This is a genomic window from Psychrobacter sp. AOP30-A2-5 (assembly GCF_052378115.1).
Lineage (GTDB): Bacteria > Pseudomonadota > Gammaproteobacteria > Pseudomonadales > Moraxellaceae > Psychrobacter.
In genome coordinates this window covers 1-20,635 of record NZ_JBQSXK010000006.1, presented here as the reverse complement: position 1 = coordinate 20,635, position 20,635 = coordinate 1, and the positions used below count along the sequence as shown (strand labels likewise).

16 protein-coding genes are annotated in these 20,635 nt (G+C 44.1%); 4 read left to right on the top strand and 12 right to left on the bottom strand.

What is annotated here, in order from left to right:
• Positions 1-21: 21 nt before the first annotated feature.
• Positions 22-4,020 (bottom strand): phosphoribosylformylglycinamidine synthase, encoded by a 3,999-nt coding sequence (purL, locus tag ACT3S4_RS06175; protein WP_444760711.1) that lies wholly within the window; start codon positions 4,018-4,020, stop codon positions 22-24.
• A gap of 465 nt (positions 4,021-4,485) precedes the next feature.
• On the opposite strand from purL, the gene ACT3S4_RS06170 reads away from it, so the two are divergent.
• Entirely contained in the window at positions 4,486-4,980 is a 495-nt protein-coding gene (locus tag ACT3S4_RS06170; protein ID WP_087814538.1) for a pyridoxamine 5'-phosphate oxidase family protein, read from the top strand.
• Between the two features lie 97 nt (positions 4,981-5,077).
• On the opposite strand, the gene ACT3S4_RS06165 is transcribed toward ACT3S4_RS06170, so the two are convergent.
• The 7 genes from ACT3S4_RS06165 to acs form a co-directional block, all read right to left on the bottom strand.
• Positions 5,078-5,851 carry a hypothetical protein gene (locus ACT3S4_RS06165; RefSeq protein ID WP_444760710.1) on the bottom strand — a complete coding sequence of 258 codons (774 nt, stop codon included), beginning with the start codon at positions 5,849-5,851 and terminating at the stop codon, positions 5,078-5,080.
• 485 nt (positions 5,852-6,336) lie between these two features.
• A complete protein-coding gene (gene pgsA / locus ACT3S4_RS06160) occupies positions 6,337-7,008 on the bottom strand; it encodes a CDP-diacylglycerol--glycerol-3-phosphate 3-phosphatidyltransferase (protein WP_444760709.1) in 672 nt (223 codons plus the stop codon).
• A gap of 770 nt (positions 7,009-7,778) precedes the next feature.
• Positions 7,779-8,015 (bottom strand): hypothetical protein, encoded by a 237-nt coding sequence (locus ACT3S4_RS06155; RefSeq protein ID WP_227675952.1) that lies wholly within the window; start codon positions 8,013-8,015, stop codon positions 7,779-7,781.
• Between the two features lie 132 nt (positions 8,016-8,147).
• Entirely contained in the window at positions 8,148-8,399 is a 252-nt protein-coding gene (locus ACT3S4_RS06150; RefSeq protein ID WP_087814536.1) for a hypothetical protein, read from the bottom strand.
• A 133-nt stretch (positions 8,400-8,532) separates the two neighbouring features.
• Positions 8,533-8,961 (bottom strand): MgtC/SapB family protein, encoded by a 429-nt coding sequence (locus ACT3S4_RS06145; protein ID WP_109591139.1) that lies wholly within the window; start codon positions 8,959-8,961, stop codon positions 8,533-8,535.
• Between the two features lie 18 nt (positions 8,962-8,979).
• The gene (locus tag ACT3S4_RS06140; RefSeq protein WP_444760708.1) at positions 8,980-10,197 is read right to left on the bottom strand and encodes an NAD(P)/FAD-dependent oxidoreductase; all 1,218 of its coding nucleotides are present in this window, start codon (positions 10,195-10,197) and stop codon (positions 8,980-8,982) included.
• A 243-nt stretch (positions 10,198-10,440) separates the two neighbouring features.
• The gene (acs, locus tag ACT3S4_RS06135; protein WP_444760707.1) at positions 10,441-12,402 is read right to left on the bottom strand and encodes an acetate--CoA ligase; all 1,962 of its coding nucleotides are present in this window, start codon (positions 12,400-12,402) and stop codon (positions 10,441-10,443) included.
• Positions 12,403-12,935: 533 nt separating this feature from the next.
• On the opposite strand from acs, the gene ACT3S4_RS06130 reads away from it, so the two are divergent.
• Together ACT3S4_RS06130 and ACT3S4_RS06125 are read left to right on the top strand one after the other, a co-directional pair.
• Positions 12,936-14,237: an NAD(P)/FAD-dependent oxidoreductase gene (locus ACT3S4_RS06130; RefSeq protein WP_444760706.1), complete on the top strand. Its 1,302-nt coding sequence runs from the start codon at positions 12,936-12,938 to the stop codon at positions 14,235-14,237.
• Between the two features lie 243 nt (positions 14,238-14,480).
• Positions 14,481-15,449 carry a pirin family protein gene (locus tag ACT3S4_RS06125; RefSeq protein ID WP_444760705.1) on the top strand — a complete coding sequence of 323 codons (969 nt, stop codon included), beginning with the start codon at positions 14,481-14,483 and terminating at the stop codon, positions 15,447-15,449.
• Positions 15,450-15,589: 140 nt separating this feature from the next.
• Here the strand turns inward: ACT3S4_RS06125 and ACT3S4_RS06120 are convergent, their stop codons facing one another.
• The 3 genes from ACT3S4_RS06120 to trpB form a co-directional block, all read right to left on the bottom strand.
• Positions 15,590-16,693, bottom strand: coding sequence for an alkene reductase (locus ACT3S4_RS06120; RefSeq protein ID WP_444760704.1), 1,104 nt, complete (start codon positions 16,691-16,693; stop codon positions 15,590-15,592).
• Positions 16,694-17,034: 341 nt separating this feature from the next.
• Positions 17,035-17,937 (bottom strand): DMT family transporter, encoded by a 903-nt coding sequence (locus ACT3S4_RS06115; RefSeq protein ID WP_444760703.1) that lies wholly within the window; start codon positions 17,935-17,937, stop codon positions 17,035-17,037.
• Positions 17,938-18,141: 204 nt separating this feature from the next.
• The gene (trpB, locus tag ACT3S4_RS06110; protein ID WP_444760702.1) at positions 18,142-19,368 is read right to left on the bottom strand and encodes a tryptophan synthase subunit beta; all 1,227 of its coding nucleotides are present in this window, start codon (positions 19,366-19,368) and stop codon (positions 18,142-18,144) included.
• 172 nt (positions 19,369-19,540) lie between these two features.
• Here trpB and ACT3S4_RS06105 point away from each other — a divergent pair, with 172 nt between their 5' ends.
• On the top strand, positions 19,541-19,696 hold the full coding sequence (locus ACT3S4_RS06105) for a GMC oxidoreductase (protein WP_444760701.1): 156 nt from the start codon (positions 19,541-19,543) through the stop codon (positions 19,694-19,696).
• Between the two features lie 62 nt (positions 19,697-19,758).
• Here ACT3S4_RS06105 and ACT3S4_RS06100 read toward each other — a convergent pair whose 3' ends face one another.
• A complete protein-coding gene (locus ACT3S4_RS06100) occupies positions 19,759-20,622 on the bottom strand; it encodes an LPO_1073/Vpar_1526 family protein (protein WP_444760700.1) in 864 nt (287 codons plus the stop codon).
• Positions 20,623-20,635: the final 13 nt, after the last annotated feature.

Genomic DNA, 20,635 nt, shown 5'->3' with positions numbered 1-20,635 from the left:
AAAACAACTTAAACTGTCTAATTAACGAATCCAAGCACGAGCGTTACGGAACATACGCATCCACGCGCCGTCTTCATCCCACTCTTCTGGTTTCCAGCTGTGGTTGTAGGCTTTTAGGTTACGCTCAGGATGCGGCATCATGATAGTGACGCGACCATCGGTGCTACATAGACCCGTGACACCACCGAGCGAACCGTTTGGATTGAGCGGATACGTCTCGGTTGGATGACCTTGGCTATCGACATAACGCATCGCGAGCTGACCGTGTTTAGCCATACCGTCGATTTCGGTATTGTCTAGTGTGGCATAGCCTTCACCATGCGCCACAGCGATTGGTAAGATGCTGTCTTGCATCCCTTTGAACAGGATCGACTTGGTACGCTCAACTTTTACATTGACCGTACGTGCTTCAAATCGAGCTGATTTGTTCGCGACGAAACGTGGGAAGTTTTCCGCACCTGGGATGAGGTCTTTTAACTGCGCCATCATCTGACAACCGTTACAGACACCTAATGAGAAGGTATCAGGACGGGCGAAGAAGCGGACAAACTGCATGCGTAGCTCGTCATGGAACAAGATAGAGTTTGCCCAGCCAGAGCCTGCGCCCAGTACATCACCATAACTAAAGCCACCACAAGCGACTAAGCCGTCGAAGTCACGTAGATTGATACGACCATTCAGTAGATCGCTCATGTGTACATCGACCGCTTCAAAGCCAGCTTGCGTAAAGCCTGCTGCCATTTCCGTCTGACCGTTGACGCCTTGCTCACGCAATATAGCGACTCTTGGCTTATTCTCTCGACTGGCTAAATATGGTTCTTCAACTTTTTGATTTAGATCAAAGTTCGGCGCAGCGATCAGACCTTGATGGCTCGCATCAGCGATTAAGTCATACTCTTGCTGTACGCACGCAGGATTATCACGGCGACGCGCGATTTGATAGCTGACCTGAGTCCACGCTTGCTGCAATTCAGTACGGCTAAAGCTGAGAGTGTCATCGCCCATAAGCGTTGGCGTTTGGATAAGGAGACTGTCTTCTTCCGAGCTTTGACCCACGAGGCTGAGCATGTCAGCAACGTTAAACTCTTCTGCCAATTGCATTAGAGCCGCGACGTTTTCTGGCAATACTTGGATGACTGCACCCAGCTCTTCACTGAACAACTGACCGAGTAAGTTATCATCGGTCAATGACAGCTTGATACCTTGACGGCTGGTGAACTGCATCTCAGCGATAGTTGCCAATAGACCACCATCACCGATATCGTGATAGGCGCTGATGATGCCTTGCGCGTTGCCCGCTTGGACAAAGTTAAAGAAGTCGACCAAGTCGCTTGGCTGTGCCAAATCTGGGCAATCGTTACCCAATTGGCTCAGCGTTTGCGCAAGGATTGAACCGCCTAGACGCAGCTTGCCTTTAGACAAATCAATACGGTAGAACGCGCTGTCGCCATTGATTAGCTCCGGGGTTAGCGTTTTTGCCACGTCAACCACAGGAGCAAAGGCAGTAATCACCAAGCTCATTGGTGATACAACTGATTTATCCGTCTCACCTGCTTCACTGCTGTCAGTCCAGTTAGCACGCATCGATAGCGAGTCTTTACCGACTGGAATAGCGATACCCAGTGCTGGGCACAGCTCTTCACCGACGGTATATACCGCATCAAACAATGCAGCGTCTTCCGCATCATCGCCACATGCTGCCATCCAATTCGCTGACATCGTAATATCAGACAACTGAGCAATGCACGCACCAGCGATGTTAGTAATCGCTTCGCCAATTGCAAGTCGTGCTGACGCTTGTGGGCTGATTAGCGCAACTGGTGTACGTTCACCGATACTCATGGCTTCACCGCTCATCACCTGACCATCTAACGCCACTAAGCCTGACGCTGTCACAGCACAATCCGATACGGGCACTTGATAGCGACCCACATACTGATCACGCACGACCATACCCGTGATAGAACGGTCACCAATACTGATCAAGAATGATTTGCTAGCGACCGTTGGATGACGCAACACGTCTTTGATAGACTCAGCTAAATTAACATCGCCAAGCTCTAATGCAGGTATGCTCGTGTCATGACGCTCAAAGCTACGCTTCATCTTCGGCGTGCCACCGAGCAATACTTGCATCGGCATATCAACTGGCTGCTCATCCAATAACGTATCGTCAACGACCAGCTGACGGACATCCGTGGCTGTTCCCAAGATAGCATACGGGCAACGCTCACGCGCGCAGATGGCATCGAATTGGGCTTCGCTTTCTGGGTGAATCGCAAGGACATAACGCTCTTGCGCTTCGTTTGACCAGATGGCCATTGGTGACATGCCAGCTTCTAATGATGGAACTTTACGCAGATTTAGTACCGCGCCCATCTCGTGGTCATTGACCAGCTCTGGCATCGCATTAGAGATACCGCCCGCGCCCACATCATGCAATGACACGATAGGGTTGCCGTCTTTGCCATTATTACTCACATCGACATCACTACCCGCTAGTGCCCAGCAGCGATCTAAAACTTCTTGGCAACGACGCTCCATCTCAGCGTTATCGCGCTGCACAGAAGCAAAATCCAAACCTTCATCAAGGTCACCACTATCAACCGAAGATGCTGCACCACCGCCTAGACCAATCTGCATCGCAGGGCCACCAAGGACGATTAATAAATCACCTTGCTGAATGGTGTTTTTTTCAATGAGGTTGCGTTTGATATTGCCATAACCACCTGCCAGCATGATTGGCTTATGATAGCCGCGCATCTCGCTGCCGTCTTTTGCCGCTGAGGTATCAAGCTGAAAGCTACGGAAATAACCACACAGATTTGGACGACCAAATTCATTTGAGAAGTTGGCTGAACCGAGAGGCGCTTCGGTCATGATCTCAAGACTGGTTGCCATACGATCTGGCGTACCGTAATCCTGAGTACTCAACTGACCTGATTGCTCCCATTTTTCAGCGAGCTCTGGGATATGCAAGTGTGATACATGAAAGCCTGTCAGACCTGCTTTTGGCTTACCGCCACGACCAGTCGCGCCTTCATCACGAATCTCACCGCCCGCACCTGTCGCCGCACCCGAATAAGGGGCAATCGCGGTTGGATGATTATGGGTTTCGACCTTCATTAAAATGTCGATTTCTTCTTGATGAAAGCCATAAGGATGAATTGAATTGGCATCCATCGCGTCAGTCGGGATAGGATAAAAACGCATGCCGTTAGAACCTGCCATTACCGCAGCGTTGTCTTTATAGGCAGATAAGATACCTTGTGGATTGGCTTTATAAGTATTCTTAATCATTTGGAACAGTGACTTTGGCTGTACTTCGCCATCAACCGTCCACTCAGCGTTAAAAATCTTATGACGGCAATGCTCTGAGTTTGCTTGGGCAAACATCATTAGCTCAACGTCCGTTGGATTACGCTTTAGCTCATTGACATACGCATTCATCAAATAATCAATATCTTCGACAGATAGCGCAAAGCCGAACTGGGTGTTGGCTAATTCTAGTGCCGTACGACCTTGTCCGATGACATCGATATGATTCAGTGATGCTGGCGCTTGATCGTCGAACAATTTACTGACATCGCTCAAGTCATAGACCAGGCTCTGCGTCATACGGTCAAACAACACCTGCTCAGCGGCAGTAGACAGCTTTTCACTGATCTTGCTATCGATGGTCAGCGTATAGACAACGACACGCTCGACGCGATTGATCGCAATTTCACAGTTATTAAAAATATCAGTCGCTTTACTTGCCCATGGCGAAATCGTGCCAAAACGTGGACCTACGATGACTTGTAATTGATTGCTTTTTGGGGCTTCAAGGACAGTGCTACTATCGACAGCAAGTAAGTCTAGCGCTTTTTTATGCTCATCACCTTCTAGTTCTCGTGATAACACATACACTTGCTGGGTATGGATTTGGCTGACATTTAGCTCGGTTTTTTGCTGGAACTGACTGATGAGTTGCTGCGTCTGAAAATCGGTAAGAAACGGTTGTCCGGCGATGGTCATCATAAAGGCATAATCCGTAAGATCAAGGCATCTCTGCCATGCAAAGTAAATGGTCTGGGTATTATAACAAGAAGCCCTGTAATAAGCAGGTCAAAACCAAGATAAATTGCTGATGCTTGCTATTCAATAATAGTGGAATCTTCGCCATCGTTGAAACCCTTGTTACTTTTAAAACAGGCTACTTTCACAACAGAAACTTAACAGCGATGTCGTCACAATTTTTACCTAAAGCTTATAGTCCTTACAAACCCTCACATCGCCTTACGGGCAACCTATATAAACACAAGGTCACAACTAGGTATTCTAGTTTCAGTTGTTAAGGCGACGATCGTTTTTCTCAATTCATCTGGTTTTCGATACTTGGAAAACGCTTAATTTGAAAAACGCTTAGCCTGAATAAAAACTACTATAACCAATCAACTATTTAATCACTACGACTTAATCAAAATAAAGAAAGGGAAATTTACTATGAGTAGACAAGACCACATCAATAAAGTGCAAGAATTGGTAAAAGACATTAAGTTTGCCATGATGACAACTCGTACTCACGAAGGGCATTTGCATGCCTGCCCAATGACGACGAGCGAGATGAGCATCGGTGCAAAAGAAATTTGGTTTATTGGTGATAAGACTACCGAAACCGTGAGTGACATTGAGAAAGACCCGCAAGTAAACTTGGCTTATGTCAGTCAAGATGCCAAAAATTATGTCTCAATCAATGGTAAAGCGGAACTGGTCGAAGACCAAGAGAAATTAGACGAGCTATGGTCGCCGATCTACAATGCTTTTTATGAGCAAGGTAAAGAAGATCCAAATGTACAGCTGATTAAAGTCGTACCACACGGTGCTGAATATTGGCTCAGTGGTAGCTCGGTCGTCAATATGTTTAAGATGACTACTGCTGCTGTGATGGATGGTAAGAAAGCAACTAACCTAGGTGAAAACAACTCAGTGACGTTATAAGTTATCTAAACTAAACCAGAAATAGCAAAATTAAAAACGCCAGTGGCTAATGCGACTGGCGTTTCTTTATGCGTTATCTATTATCTATTGATAGGCATTACTGTGGTGGTTTCGCATAACCATTGTCCGCAGGGTAAGCTTGCGGCTGTTGAGGCTTCGGCTTAGATGGATCATATAGGCCATAAACTGCTGTACCTATTACACCTGTATTATTGATAGAGCCTGAGCTGGTATTAGCGGCATAAGCACTCTCTGGCTTGCTAAATATAAACGAAGCTACTGAGCTTTGGCTCTTACGGAAACCTTCAATCACCAAATTATCATGTGGATTTAGCACATATCCACTGTCATAGCGACTGGCAGCGCTACCATTGAGGACATTGATTCCATCGACACTAGCGACGATTTCATAAGTGTTGTCGCTGTTATTATGATACACCAAACGATAGGCCTGACCCGCTTGACCTTGGACGTAATAATTGCCCGAGTCTCGATAAAGTGATAGCGCGCCCGTATCTGTTTCCATCGAAAAATCAACCTTGCCCGCCAGTAGCGACATGCTATTTACCGCACGTCCATCATAGGCTTTGTCTGCATAACGAACCTGTATCTGCTCGATCGGATCACTACTCGTACGGCGCAGATCAACAGTCGTCACTTCAGAGTTGACATCATCGCCCCACTTTGTGCCCAAACGCTCCGATTCTGCCGCGTCCTGAGTGGAGCGTTCTGCAGTAGCGTCTGTTTGGATAGATTTTTCTCGCTGAATGGTTGAGGTGGACTCTTCTTGCATGTTTGAGCCAGAAGAACACCCCGTTAATAATGCCAACAATAATACGGCAACGCCCGATTGTGTCTGATGTACTGTCATGCTTATTTCCTTATTTGAATGCCGTTTCATGATAGCTGGATCAATTTTCTTGTATTTTGTTCAGGGTCTGTTGAAAATTCAAATGTGGTGCTGGCAGTCATTATTTTTTAGACAATATGCAGTGAAATTTTTGATGCCTAGTCATTCTAGGTTAAACAATTTCGCCATATATTGGCAAAAAAGAGTATTGCCCTGAAAGGCTGATGCTAAAATTACCCCAAACGTTGTTGCAAGCCTAGCTAAGGTCTCGACATTATCATCGGTTTGCGCCTAGTTTGGTGCAATTTTAGCAATCAGCAGCCCTAATATTTGAATGTTCAACAGACCCTAATAATTTTTAGTATATATCAACCATACAAACAATGTCTAAGACAAATAGGCAACATCAGCCGTATTTCAAACAGACCATAAAAAACGCCAGCGGCTAATGCGACTGGCGTTTTTTGTTGTCTATGTTGTTTGTTGATCATATCTGCGTTATATATTTACCCGCTTTGCTTTAGGTAAGGCCAAGCCGCTTTAAGATAAATCATCATCGACCATAGTGTCAAAATAACAGCAGCAACCATCAGCACATAACCGATCGTTTCGAGCGACTCCCAGTTTAATAAAAGTACCGTAATAGCCACCATTTGAAACGTCGTTTTTAACTTGCCGACATACGACACCGCCACACTGGTACTTTTGCCCAACTCTGCCATCCATTCACGTAGCGCTGACACCGCAATTTCACGCGAGATAATCACAATCGCGGCGATTGCCATAATAATATTGGGATGCCATTGCACCAAGATAATAAGCGCCGCCGCCACCATTAACTTATCAGCAACAGGGTCTAAAAAACGACCGAAGGCTGACATAACATTAAGCTTACGGGCAAAATATCCATCAAGCCAATCAGTAATCGCTGCAATAATAAAAACGCTAGTCAAAAGTAAATGGCGTAACAAGCTATCACTAAATTCGCTCATACCGACCCGCGCAATCACATTGTCTGATATGGCAGGCAGGCCAATTCCCATAGCAGGTGGCCAATAAGCAATCGCGACAAATAGCGGAATCATTAAAATCCGCGCGATAGTAAGGTTATTAGGCAAGTTAAAAATACTCTTGGTATTTTGCGGCTCCTGCGTATGCAAATGCGTATTCTCAGTCATGGCAAACCCAGTTTTATATAGACATATTAATGGTAGATAGCTTAGCATTTTTCACGCAGGTCGTCATGCCATCTCTTTAGCTATTCAGTTATCGATATAGTCAGTTGAATTTAAAAATAGCACAAGGCAACCGAGTGTAGATGTATCTTTAATACTTCAAGCGAGGTTAACGCAGTAATATTTTTATAGTGGAATGACTATTAAAATTAATCAATCTTTCATATATAACTACAAAACTTTGATACGTATTTATCAATATTAGATATGACACGACTAAAAGACTCATCTACTGGAGATGCAATACGACGTTAATTTTCTCTCTCATAAGCTCTAAACGTAATGTCATGTAACCAAAATAGCCAAACCGCTGTCAATTGCGCTATGATAGCGATTCTGATAAAAACACTTGTACACTTAAATATGTAAGTAAATATATGCAGTTATTGAATTAAGCACCACCACCCTAATATTAGTTAATATAGAAAAACTCATAATAACAATAAGTCACAACCACTGCCTCTGTAGTTCCTTTACACGATCAGTTTTCCTCGGCCCACAGTTCCTCCTCTGTGGGCTTTTTTTTTGCCTACAATTCATGCTTAGTTAAAGTTTCTTGTCATATACAAGTATGACTATCTGCAGAAATCTGTATTGTTTGAGCAATAATCTAAAAAGCGGCATATTGCTTACAAGGAAAAAACCACCATAAGGTGGGTTTTTATAATACAAATGATGAGTCGGCGATGGCTTAATAAGACAAATAAAGGTATTTAGAGCTTTACATCACTCAGTGTCATCGCCGTTATTTTAATTGGCACAGCGAATAGCCACGCAGTACCAGCAGTACAATAGAATCTGTTGTTATGATAAGACACGATTTGGGCAGTAAAATCGTTTGAATCTTGATCACACATAGCTTCTTCATCACTATTATCATCTACCGCACACCATATCTCATGGCAGCCATGCTCAAGCATTACACGAGTCAGCTCACTTCCTCTAAGCACTATATTCACCTCTAACTTCGTACTATTTTGTATATTATGTTATACGAATATAACTGTTTCTTAGCAATTTGGGTAGCTTTATTTTCAATTAAAGTATTACAAATTAATATACAAACTTTCAGTTATAAGCGGCTATAGATTTATATCATCATAAAAAAGTTCTACTTTTTTTACTGGTATGGCGCATTGCCATTCAACGCCTTCTTTACAGGAGAATTTATCATTTTCAAAAGAAATAATGTGCCTTAGCAAATCATATTCAGCGCTATCGATACTAGCCATCGCTTGCTCGTCGCTCTCATTACTGACCGCGCATAAAACCTGCTTATCCCCTCGTGCTAGCATGGCACAAGTCAGTACACTACCTCTCAATCTGGTACTCATAAACTATCCTTTATTTTCAATAAGTTATAGATTTCTTGCTATATCATATAGATATAGAGATACTATATAGTATTGATTTATAGTCTCTTTAGTATTTAAGTGTATATGCACGTTAACTCATCGCACCCATCGCTTAGTATTTTTTAACTTTAAAGGGCTCTGAGAATTGCAAAATCAAAAAGCCAACGACCGATAATATAATGGCAATCTCATAACGACCGTAAGCCACTGAAATACCGATGGCACCTGTATTCCATAAGCTCGCTGCCGTGGCAGTACCTTTTGAGCCTTTTTCATTTTTAAAAATCGCCCCACCACCGATAAATCCCATACCTGTGATGATGGCATACATGATTCTCGCTTCACCAGTAGCATCATAAATATCCATACCAACCAACATGAACGCGCATGACGCAATGGTTACCAGTGGAAACGTCCTTAACCCCGCACCGTTGTCTTTCATCTCGCGATTAAGGGCAATCGGTAATGATAATATAAAGGCGATGCCCAACTGGAAAAAATGATAGCCCATCAGCTCTAAATCTATATCGAATCCAAACATCGTTATCACCTTTTCATATTAAGAAAACGCCCTTAAAGTCCAGTATTTTGCTTTGTTAATTGCCTCAACCGTCTGTTGCGCCATTTGATAGCAACTTTCTATATTGCCTTGTCCGCACCAATCACCACTGACAATCCATTGATGAGACTCATCTGTCAAGATGCCTAATACTTCTTTATCACTATCAGTGACAGTGGCGGCATAACGCCAACGATGGCAATCTATTTGGCTAGGAGCATGTTCATCATTCCAATTCAATGCTTGCTTGGCAGCTATTAATAACTGCGTTTTGATCGTCTCCATATCGTCATCGACATGCTGCTCTGACCAGTCGTTGCGCACATGAATAGTGACACTGGGTAGCAGGTCATCGCGAGCAGGTTTTTGATGCTCGATAAATATTCTATCGAGTATAGAGCCATTCAGATAAGCCACATCCCAGCGTGGCTCTGCTTGAGCGCTTAACATTTTTGGTAATGTATCAAAATTATTCCATCCTAACATCAGCGTATAGCACGCCAGCATTGTTGGCTTAGAAATCTTGGCTTGCTCAGCAAAGCCGCTCTCTGCCATTAGCTCTATGGTCTGACCGTTTGGCGCGGTACATATCACCCAGTCAAAGTGACCTAGACTCGCACCAGTCTCGTCAAATAGCTCAGTTTTTTTATCAACCTTTTCCGCTAGAGAATTATAATATTGAGCCAATGGCGCAACGCGGGTTTTAAATTTTATGGTGCTGTACTGCAACTCATCAGCCAGTGTACGTCCCCAACTGGTCATTTTTGGCGTACTGATATAGCGGGCTTGCGTGGTGTTCCATTGCTCCTTACTCTGAACATCGGGCGCTTGAATATCAGGCGATTGAGTATCATGATTCGCTGGTGTTAAATCGATCACCTGCGCGCACCATGGCTGTAGCAATCCCGTCTCTAACCAAGGCGTAATGAATTGCTTAAAACTTGCCGTCTTGGCCGTAAAAAACTGCGCCCCAAATGCCCATTGCCAGTTTTTGCCAGTGTGGCTATCAGTACGATAACGAGTGGCTAAACGCCCTACGCTACGTGACTTTTCAAAGACAGTAATTTGCGGTAAGGGTGTTTGCGCACTATCTTGTGCTATGTTCTGAGCAAAGGCGCGCTCTAATAATGTAGCGGTAAACAGCCCTGTCAAACCACCACCAATGATAGCGATTTTTGGTGATTGGGTAGCGACAGCGTGCAAAGAGTGATTGGTCATAATGACAGCAGGCCTCATATAATGTTTGATAAAAAAGGGAGTGATAATAGTAGGAATGTTTTCGACAGTATGGTTATCGTTAGATAAGATGGTTATAGAAAGTATTGAACCTTTAAAGTTTGTTGATATCAATATCGTCTGCGTAAAAAAGCCATGCTAGTTTTCATAACATGACTTTTCTGAACGCTAATCGTCTATTTATTGAACGTGCTTTTAGCAATATCTAATTATCGATACTTTAGCCTACTCTCCTCGCGCAGCTTTGACTACCTCAACCAGCTGATTAATCACCGAGCTATCCGCAAGAGTAGACAAATCACCCAAACCAACATATTGACCTGCTGCAAGGTTACGTAAAATACGGCGCATGATTTTGCCCGAGCGGGTTTTGGGTAGCGCTTCAACGATATGAATAGCATCCAAATTGGCAATCGGACCAATCTCAGCGCGAACATGTCGGTTCAGCTCAGCCTTTAGCGCCTCTGTCTCTTTTTCACCCGATTTTAGAATAATAAAGGCACAAACGCCCATGCCGCGAATCTCGTGCGGCATCCCGACAATGGCGGCCTCCGCTGTCGCAGGATGCGCGACCACGGCGCTCTCAATTTCTGCTGTTCCCAGACGATGCCCTGCGACGTTAAGCACATCATCGACGCGACCTGTGATCCAGTAATGTCCATCTTCGTCACGCTGCGCCCCATCACCAGTGAAATAATAACCGGGATACTCACTAAAGTACGTCTGTAAAAAACGCTCATGGTCATTATAAATAGTACGCATTTGACCCGGCCAACTGCTGTTAATAGCTAGGTTTCCTTCAGCAGAGCCTTCTAGCATAGTACCGTCACTATCAACAATCTCTGGCTTGATACCGTACAAAGGATTCATCGCTGCACCCGGCTTGAGGGCGACCGTGCCTGGTATCGGTGCCATGAGGATGCCGCCTGTCTCAGTTTGCCACCAAGTATCTACAATCGGACATTTGCCGCCGCCGACGACATGATAATACCAGTCCCATGCTTCGGGATTGATCGGCTCACCGACTGTTCCGAGTAGCCGCAAACTTGAACGATCAGACTCCCGCACAAAGACATCGCCCTCCTTCATCATCGCTCGAATCGCCGTCGGTGCAGTGTACAGAATGGTCACATCGTGCTTATCGATAATATGACCGATGCGTGCCCATGTGGGATATTCTGGTACGCCCTCGAACATCACCGTCGTCGTGCCATTGGCAAGCGGTGAGTAGGTTGCATAAGTATGACCTGTGATCCAGCCTACGTCCGCAGTACACCAGTAGACGTCATCGTCTTTAATATCGAACACATCTCGAAAAGTAGAGAGAGCATAGGTGATATAGCCGCCCGTGGTATGCAGCACACCTTTAGGTTTGCCAGTAGAGCCAGAGGTATACAATAAAAATAGCGGGTCTTCGGCATTCATGACTTCTGGCTCGCAATGTTCTGACTCGCCATCGACCAAGTTATGATACCAAACATCGCGGCGACCACTCATCGGTACAGAATTACCCGTACGATGAACGACAATGACGTTGGTGACGCTATCAGTGCCATCCATATCTAGTGCCCGATCGACATTGGCTTTGAGCGGCGTATGCTTATTACCACGTAAGCCTTCATCAGCCGTAATGATGATTTTTGAGCGACTGTCTATCAGGCGATTACCCAAGCTCTCAGCAGAAAAGCCACCAAAGACCACGGAATGTACAGCGCCAATACGTGTACATGCCAGCATCGCTATCATTGCTTCAGGTATCATCGGCATATATAAGGTCACGCGATCGCCTTTTTTGACCCCAAGCTTACGCATGGAATTACCCAAGCGACAGACCGCTTGATGCAGCTCTTTAAAGGAGATGATTTTGTGCAGTGAAGGGTGATCACCCTCCCAAATAATGGCAGGCTTGTAAGGATTTTTTTTGACATGTCGGTCGAGACAATTGACAGAGATATTCAACTCGCCGTCCTCAAACCATTTTATGCGAAAATCATCCAAATCATAGTTAACGTCGCTGATTTTGGTCGGTTCTTTTATCCAATCGATCAGCTCGGCACGCTTCGCCCAAAAAGCATCATTAGCCTGAGGTGATTCGATAGATTTTTCATAGTCTTCGCGGTATTGTTCGGCGGTAGTATTGGCAGCAGCGATAAATTCGGCCGCAATGGGGAATGATTTTTGAGTCATTGTATTTGTCCTTTTTAATTATTATGACCTGCACGCATAACGGTCGAAAACGACTGCCTGTACAGGTGATAAGGGTCATCTTCCATAATGTGTGACACTCATGGTTAGTTTGACAAATAAGCAGAACGGTTGCAAGGTATCAACAGCCATTCATAACAATATGCCTATATAGCGGTATACTTGCTCACCCATGATAAAATTTATTGACGAGGTGTGGTTTTGCATCTACTCGCTTTTGGTATTGGTATTGGTATTGGCCAATTTAAAACATGTTTTGATTTTGGCATAAATTTTGATTTTGGTATAAACAAAGGCATCACCGTCCAGATATCAGATAATGATATGACATTTAATCCTTGTAACCTTGTATGAAATATGGACAATAGCTACACGCGAGATACGACGCCAAAATACACCCTTCACCAAACCCTCTTATTGACCTGCTGCTATGAAAATAAGCAATCGACGCTGTTATTGATTCGATGACGGATTTGGTGGCTGGTTTTTTAAACCTATTATTTTATGAGACTACCATGAGCAATCACCGCAATGCATCACAATACACCCACTATGATGTCATCATCATCGGCGCTGGCGCGTCAGGGCTATACTGTGCGCTGACAGCGGGTCGCCGTGGTCGCCGCGTACTGGTATTAGACCATGCCAATAAAGCGGGCAAAAAAATCCTCATGTCAGGTGGTGGACGCTGCAACTTTACCAATTATTATGTGGAGCCTGAGCACTTTATCGGTGCCAATCAGCATTTCTGTAAATCAGCGCTCAGTCGTTATCCCAGCTGGGAGTTTATAGGTATGGTGGCAGCACATAAAATCCCTTACCATGAGCGCGAACACGGTCAGCTATTTTGTGATGATTCAGCGCAAGATATTTTGACCATGCTCCTCGCAGAATGTACGGCAGCTGGCGTACAAATAAAGCTGAATGCGCAGATTGACAGTGTACAGACTGTTGAAAATGACAAGAATGCCAGATTTGAACTACTGACCACCAAGCAACTTAATAAAAAAGAAAAGCAAGAGAGAAAAGAATCGGCAAATCAAACCACACTGCCGCAAACAGGCTACCGCTGTGAGTCGCTCGTGGTCGCTACTGGCGGACTGTCTATTCCAACGATGGGAGCCAGCGGTTTAGGATATGAATTGGCGCAGCAATTTGGACACACGCTGATCGCAACCGATGCCAGCTTAGTGCCTTTTACCTTTACTGATAAAACTGGTGAGCTTATCCGCGCTTTGGCTGGTATTAGTTTGCCGGTCATCGCCAGCAATGAACGCATCTCTTTTAAATTGCCTATGCTGTTTACCCATCGCGGCCTCTCTGGCCCCGCTATGCTCCAGCTATCGAACTATTGGCACACTGGCGAGACCATCAATATTAACCTGCTACCCGAGGTAGATGTCACCGATATTTTGCTTACACGCAAAAAATCACATCCACGGCAACTGATCCGCACTGTCTTGGCAGAAAACACGGACAATGCACTACCAAAAAAACTACTGGCAGCACTACAAACCCACCTTTGGGACGATATCAAAGACACCGAACTTGCCAATATTAAAGATGAGCGGCTGATAGAGCTTGGTGCAACTTTGAATGGCTGGCAGCTCAAACCCTCTGGTACAGAAGGCTATCGTACCGCTGAGGTAACACGTGGCGGCGTGAAAACTGATGAAGTCTCCTCAAAGACTATGCAAAGCAGTTTGCAAGATGGCTTATACTTTATCGGTGAAGTATTGGATGTTACCGGTTGGCTTGGCGGCTATAACTTCCAATGGGCATGGGCCAGTGGCTTTGTCTGCGGTGAAGTGGTTTAGCCTCATTTAATAATAACGATGTAGCATTGTTTCATAATAAACAGTGTTTATCGACAGTGTCATGGTCGAATGTTAAACACGCCCTAATAGGATGTCACTATTTTTATTCTACTTAAGTTGCCTTTTATCCACAATAGCTCTTGATAACTATTAAAATAAACACAATATAGATAGCTATAAATGTAGAATAACTTAACAGAAATTTTTTATTACAAAAATATGTTTTGTCTTATGAGGTAACAAATGCGTCCAATCAAGAATATTCATGGTGATAAAGCACCGCATTGGGTAGGTGACGGCTTTTATGTAAAAACCTTAATCAATCACCTTGATGATAGCCCTGATTTTAACTATAGCCATACCGACCCGTTTTTATTGTTTGATTACGGCACACCAACGACCTTTGACCCGAACCCTAATTATAAAACACAGCCTCATGGGGTGGGACAGCATCCACACAAAGGCTTTGAAACCGTCACTATCGCCTACGAAGGTGAAATCAGTCATGCCGATTCAGTAGGCGGACAAGGGACTATTCAAGAAGGCGATGTGCAGTGGATGACCGCAGGTCGTGGCATCATGCACGAAGAGTTTCATTCGGAGGCTTTCGGTCAGCGCGGCGGCGTCTTTAGTATGGTGCAACTGTGGGTTAACTTGCCAAGTACGCACAAGCTGACCGACCCAAACTATCAAAGCATCAAACGGGCAGAGATGCCTATCGTTGAGTTGATCGACAGCCGCAATCTTGACCACCAAACGACGATTGGTAAGGCGGCTATCATTGCTGGTACTTGGCAAGAAATAACAGGCGCGGCAAATACTTTTACCCCGATTAACTTATGGGATATCGAGCTGCATACTGCGGGCGCGACGACGCTAAAAGTGCCCAATACTCACAATACGCTACTGCTGATACAAGAAGGTGAGTTACTGGTCAATGGTACGTCAGTCAGTGCTGGCAATTTGATTCAATTTGATGCGCCAACTCAGCACCGTACTGATATGCAAGCTGAACAAAAACCGGCTACTGATACTATTGAACTGCTTTATCCTGCTACCGAAAGCGGTGAGCAAGCACCTGTCAAACTGTTACTACTCAGTGGAGAACCTATCGGCGAGCCAGTCGCAGGTTATGGACCCTTTGTAATGAACACTCAAGAAGAGCTTCGCCAAACGTTTCGGGATTACCAAACGGGCAATTTTATTAAGTAGTTGAAATTCAGGCATTAAAAAAGCCACCTGACGGTCTTCGTCAGGTGGCTTTTTATTATGCGCTTATGTATGAGCTAGCTAACAAGGGTATATTTGACACGCCTTAAAGTTAGCTCATCATAAGGCCAACTGATCATCCATTACGCTTGGTTAAGAAACGGATAATCCGTATAGCCTTCAATACCACCACCATAAAAAGACTCTGGGTGCTGCTCATTGAGCATCGCCCCTGTGCGGATACGCTCAGCCAAATCAGGATTGGCAATATAGTCACGACCGAAAGCGACGGCATCGATGTAGCCTGCTTTGATATTTTTCTCTGCTTTTTCAGCAGTATACCCACCAGCAGCGATGATCATATTATCAAAGGCATCACGGACACGCTGACGAAATGCATCGCTATAAGGGGTGCCACCTGCCCAATCAGGCTCTGACAGATGTAAATACATCAGACCACGCTTGTTGATCTGCTCAATCAGCCAAATGTTTTCGTCTTCGTTGTAGCCCGCTTCTACATTGTTGAAAGTACCTAGCGGCGAGATACGAATACCAACATGATCAGCATCCCACGCATCAACACAAGCATCTATCACATCGAGTGTTAAACGCGCACGATTCTCACGGCTACCGCCATACTCATCATCACGCTGGTTGGTTTGCTCAACCCAAAACTGATGCAATAGATAACCGTGTGCACCATGAATCTCTACCCCATCAAAACCTGCTTCTTTAGCATTTTTAGTGGCCTGAGCAAAATCAGCGATGACTTGCTTAATCTCATCAAGTGTCGCTGGACGTGGCGGCGTGGCGTCTACACGAATGGCTTGATTGTCGCTATCGCGAAGTGAGGTACGAATACCAACATCAACATCAGAAGCAGAAATGGGTGCTTTACCATCAGGCTGTACGCTTTTGTGCGACACCAGACCGGTATGCCAGATTTGTACCACAATTTTGCCACCTTTGGCATGGACATTATCAACGATAGTTTTCCACGCAGTGATTTGCTCTTGGGTATGGATACCCGGCGCGCCCGCGTAACCTTTCGCCTGAAAAGATACCTGCGTCGCTTCAGTAATAACAAGCCCAGCACTCGCACGCTGTGAATAATACTCTCCAGCAAGTGCCGTCGGTACATCACCAGGTTCGATCGAACGCAGACGTGTCAACGGTGCCATGATGATGCGGTTTTTTAGGGTTTGCGTACCCATTTCTACGGGTTCAAATAAATTATCGTGTGCCATAAAAAGCCTTATTTGTTGTTATAAAACCATAATGATTGGTTTGTTATTAATGAATAAACAGCGCGCTCGTTTTTTAATACGCTATTTATAATCCGTAGTCTTTATAGGGGGCAAACATGATAATTCCAAGGAAAAACGACCAACAAAAATATCAATATGGCATGATATCGGTATTGATAATACTCATTATTCAACGCCTCTTATCAGCCTATTAAGCGAATGGCTTTAATCATTTAAAAACATAAATGGCAAAACAATATTATTTATCAATAACATGTGCTCATAACCTCTCAGTCAAAAGTCTACTTAGGGCGTGTTGAACGATGACCCAATCGAGATTTTTACAATTTGAGCATCTTTTTAATGGACAACTCTAAAGACAAGTAAGTGCCAAACAATATCACCATCGAGCCGATGATCGCAGGTGTGTCCAATGCTTCACCAAGCAATAAGTAACCCAATATAATCGCAAAAATCGGAATCACCAAGGTAATACTGGTTGCGCGCATAGGACCAATACTTTTTATCAATTGATTCATAAAAATCAAGGCAATGGCGGTTGAAAATACGCCAATACAAATGACAGAAACCCAAGCAGTAAGGCTAATGCTTTTACCATACGGGAATTCATAGACTGCTATCGGCAGCATGATAATACTGGCAATGATGAGCGAACCTGCGGTAATAGCGACTGGCGAGACATTGTATAAGTAGTTTCTGGTGATATTGGCACCGACAGCATAACCGACACAGGCCAATAACGCATAGCCCATTGGTAGCAACCCTGAACTTGACTCAGCGCTCTGCCCGCTACCGCTAAATAAGTTTTCACTCATCAAAATAATCACACCGATAACACCGATGACTAAACCGAGAATTTGCGTTCTTGACAGTCTGTCTTTAAAAAAGGTACTGGCGATGAAACCGCTCATCATCGGCACAGATGCATTAAGTACCGCCAACACCCCTGCGTTTACCGAGCGCGCTGAAAAGGCAAACAAGATAAAGGGAATAGCCGCAGAAAATAATCCAACCAGCGTCAACACTTTCCAATTATCCCGTATACCCTCTCTGTTTTTTGGGCTGATCAAAACAAAAACCAACATGGTCAGCCCAGCCAAGACCACACGAAGGCTCGCAAAAGCTAACGAGCCAAACTCAGGCACGCCGATACGATAAAAAATAAAAGACAGCGACCACATAAAGGATAAGGTGATAAAAATAATGAGGTCGCGGTTAGACATGGGGTGATCCTATCAAGCGTTAGACGATTGCTCCTTACTTATAAAATGGCGATTTATGAACTTCTCATTATCAAAAATTCATCATAAAAGCGCATTTATAAAAGGCTCAGTCGTAAAAAGTATCGTGTGATAAAAAAAACCTCGATGATAACTTTTTAATCGCTCAATGGGTGTTGTATTTTCTGTATTTATAGCCGATTTCTTCTACAAATTAACTTTATCCAAAATAAAATCAATGTCTTTATCGCCTCGCCCTGACAAATTGACCAAAATCGTCTTATCCGCTGACATATCTTTGGCGATTTTCATCGCATAGGCGATGGCATGTGCCGACTCTAAGGCAGGAATAATACCCTCAAGGCGCGATAATGCCATAAAGGCTTCTAAACATTCTGCATCAGTCGCCGACTCATAAGTGGCCAGTTTCAAATCTCGCAGATGCGAATGCTGAGGTCCAACCCCAGGATAATCAAGCCCTGATGCAATCGAATGTACGGGAGCTGGCTCACCTTTTTCATCGAGCAGCACGTAGCATTTAAAACCATGAATCTCGCCTTTCACGCCCAGTGACATCGTCGCTGCATGATTGGGGGTGTCCAAACCTTCACCAGCTGGTTCCACGCCGATTTTTTCTACATTTTTATCATCAAAAAAGCCACTGAACATACCGATAGCATTAGAGCCGCCGCCAATACAAGCGACGACCTTATTAGGCAGCTTACCCGTTGTCGCTAAGAACTGCGCACGTGATTCATGTCCGACCACTGACTGAAAATAGCTGACCATTTCAGGATAGGGCGCGGGTCCTAGCGCCGATCCAATCGCAAACATGCTGGTATCTAGCTCATTAAGATAGGTCTCAAAGGCGCTATCGACCGCTTCTTTTAGCGTACCAGCGCCGCGCGATACAGGAACGATATTGGCACCCAAAATCTTCATGCGGCTGACGTTTGGATGCTCTTTTTTAATATCGACCACACCCATGTGAATCTCACACTCCAACCCCATCAATGCTGCTGCCGTTGCTAACGCTACGCCATGTTGCCCCGCGCCCGTTTCGGCAATCACTTTGGTTTTGCCTAATTTTTTGGCTAATAATACTTCACCCAAACAGTGATTAATCTTATGCGCGCCCGTATGGTTTAAGTCTTCACGTTTAAAATAAATCTGTGCGCCGCCGCCATGCTGGGTCAAACGCTGCGCATGATAAATGGGACTTGGGCGACCAACATAGGTCTCACGCAAGCGTTTCATCTCAGCGATAAAATCGTCATTTTTAATGATTTCACGAAAGCCTACTTCGATCTCTGCCATGGCTTTGGCCAGCTCAGGGTGGGCAATCTTGCCACCGAACTCTCCGTATAAGCCATCACTATTCGGTAATATTGATTGATGTAAACCGTAGCCAGTGTTGGTAGTTTGCGTTGTCATAGTTAAGCCTTATTATTGTAAAATGAGGATTAGTATTGGCATTTTTGCCGAATTATTTAGCAGGTTTGATGATAAAAATATTTTTATGTATTTACGTTCTAGTACATTGAAACAAGATAGTAAGGGAAATTCCTTATTTGGTCAAGTTAAGGAATAAATCTAACAGAGTGGAGTGGCTGATGAGTTTGGACGCGTCAAAGGGCACAAAAATATATACGTGCAAGATGGCGCATTAATCCCCGGTAGCGCTGGGGTCAATCCGTATGTGTTTATCACCGGACTTGCGGAGTGTAATATGGCGGCTATTTTGAGGGAAGATTTTGTTTAGATGATGTAAGATTTATAAGAACTGGTTGGATAAAAAAACGCTCTTGAGGGGCGTTTTTCAATCTAGTTTATCCAGATACTATAATCAAGGTGTCCTATACTTTTTGATAAATGAGCAATAGCTATTGCTTGACCGACGCTAGTCAACGTGACTTGACCACTAACACCATTTTCTTCAAATTGTTCAAGAAGAGTTTTGGTTATTGGACAATATTTATCAATATCAATTTTAAATTCTTCTTTGCTTTTATAACCTAAATCCTTATAAATATTGCTCCAACCATCGTATATATCAACATGCATCATTGACGCAATTGAACAAGCTCCAGCATATTGAATGTGTTTTTTTTGTGAGTCAGATAAATTAAATCCTAGTGATACAGCAGTTAATGCTAGCTTGGAGTGATGCTCTAATTCAGAAATATGGCTTATCCCTCCAATTGAACAGCTAGTCATAAAATGTATAAAAGATAAATACGATATCTGAGCATTGGTTAACTTAGGTACTACTAGCACAGCTTCAGATAAAACAATGTCTTTAAAGTCATCATTAGCAATGGAAGCTCTCTCTGAAATAAGGTCTATAAGGACACTTGGATTAGCTTTCACACCCTTTCTAGCACTCGCCTGAACAGCATCATTAATCATAGCTTGGACATCTGGGTCTCTAAACTTTTCTAGAGCAATAGAGCCAATCTTATGGGCAAGTTCTGACTCTAACTTCGTTGCAAATATCTCAACATTACTTTGAGCTTCTCGCACAGCTTCATCTCTTAATGCGGGAAAGTTATCCCTTAGAAATAATAAGCATAACTCTTTGACTTCTGAAAACATCAATCCATTATTTTGAGTTAGATTAACGTCTCCACCTGCTTGAATCGCAGTAGAGTTTTCCTCAGTTCTTTGTTCCTGCTTTTTACCTAGCATTAATCGTCCTTAT

Bases quoted from the DNA above. Each gene is read 5' to 3' on its own strand.
- ACT3S4_RS06125 (WP_444760705.1), top strand. From the start codon at position 14,481: ATGCGTCCAATCAAGAATATTCATGGTGATAAAGCACCGCATTGGGTA.
- ACT3S4_RS06145 (WP_109591139.1), bottom strand. From the start codon at position 8,961: ATGTTTGGATTCGATATAGATTTAGAGCTGATGGGCTATCATTTTTTC.
- ACT3S4_RS06170 (WP_087814538.1), top strand. From the start codon at position 4,486: ATGAGTAGACAAGACCACATCAATAAAGTGCAAGAATTGGTAAAAGAC.
- ACT3S4_RS06130 (WP_444760706.1), top strand. From the start codon at position 12,936: ATGAGCAATCACCGCAATGCATCACAATACACCCACTATGATGTCATC.
- ACT3S4_RS06100 (WP_444760700.1), bottom strand. From the start codon at position 20,622: ATGCTAGGTAAAAAGCAGGAACAAAGAACTGAGGAAAACTCTACTGCG.
- ACT3S4_RS06120 (WP_444760704.1), bottom strand. From the start codon at position 16,693: ATGGCACACGATAATTTATTTGAACCCGTAGAAATGGGTACGCAAACC.
- ACT3S4_RS06165 (WP_444760710.1), bottom strand. From the start codon at position 5,851: ATGACAGTACATCAGACACAATCGGGCGTTGCCGTATTATTGTTGGCA.
- pgsA (WP_444760709.1), bottom strand. From the start codon at position 7,008: ATGACTGAGAATACGCATTTGCATACGCAGGAGCCGCAAAATACCAAG.
- ACT3S4_RS06115 (WP_444760703.1), bottom strand. From the start codon at position 17,937: ATGTCTAACCGCGACCTCATTATTTTTATCACCTTATCCTTTATGTGG.
- purL (WP_444760711.1), bottom strand. From the start codon at position 4,020: ATGATGACCATCGCCGGACAACCGTTTCTTACCGATTTTCAGACGCAG.
- trpB (WP_444760702.1), bottom strand. From the start codon at position 19,368: ATGACAACGCAAACTACCAACACTGGCTACGGTTTACATCAATCAATA.
- ACT3S4_RS06150 (WP_087814536.1), bottom strand. From the start codon at position 8,399: ATGAGTACCAGATTGAGAGGTAGTGTACTGACTTGTGCCATGCTAGCA.
- ACT3S4_RS06140 (WP_444760708.1), bottom strand. From the start codon at position 10,197: ATGACCAATCACTCTTTGCACGCTGTCGCTACCCAATCACCAAAAATC.
- acs (WP_444760707.1), bottom strand. From the start codon at position 12,402: ATGACTCAAAAATCATTCCCCATTGCGGCCGAATTTATCGCTGCTGCC.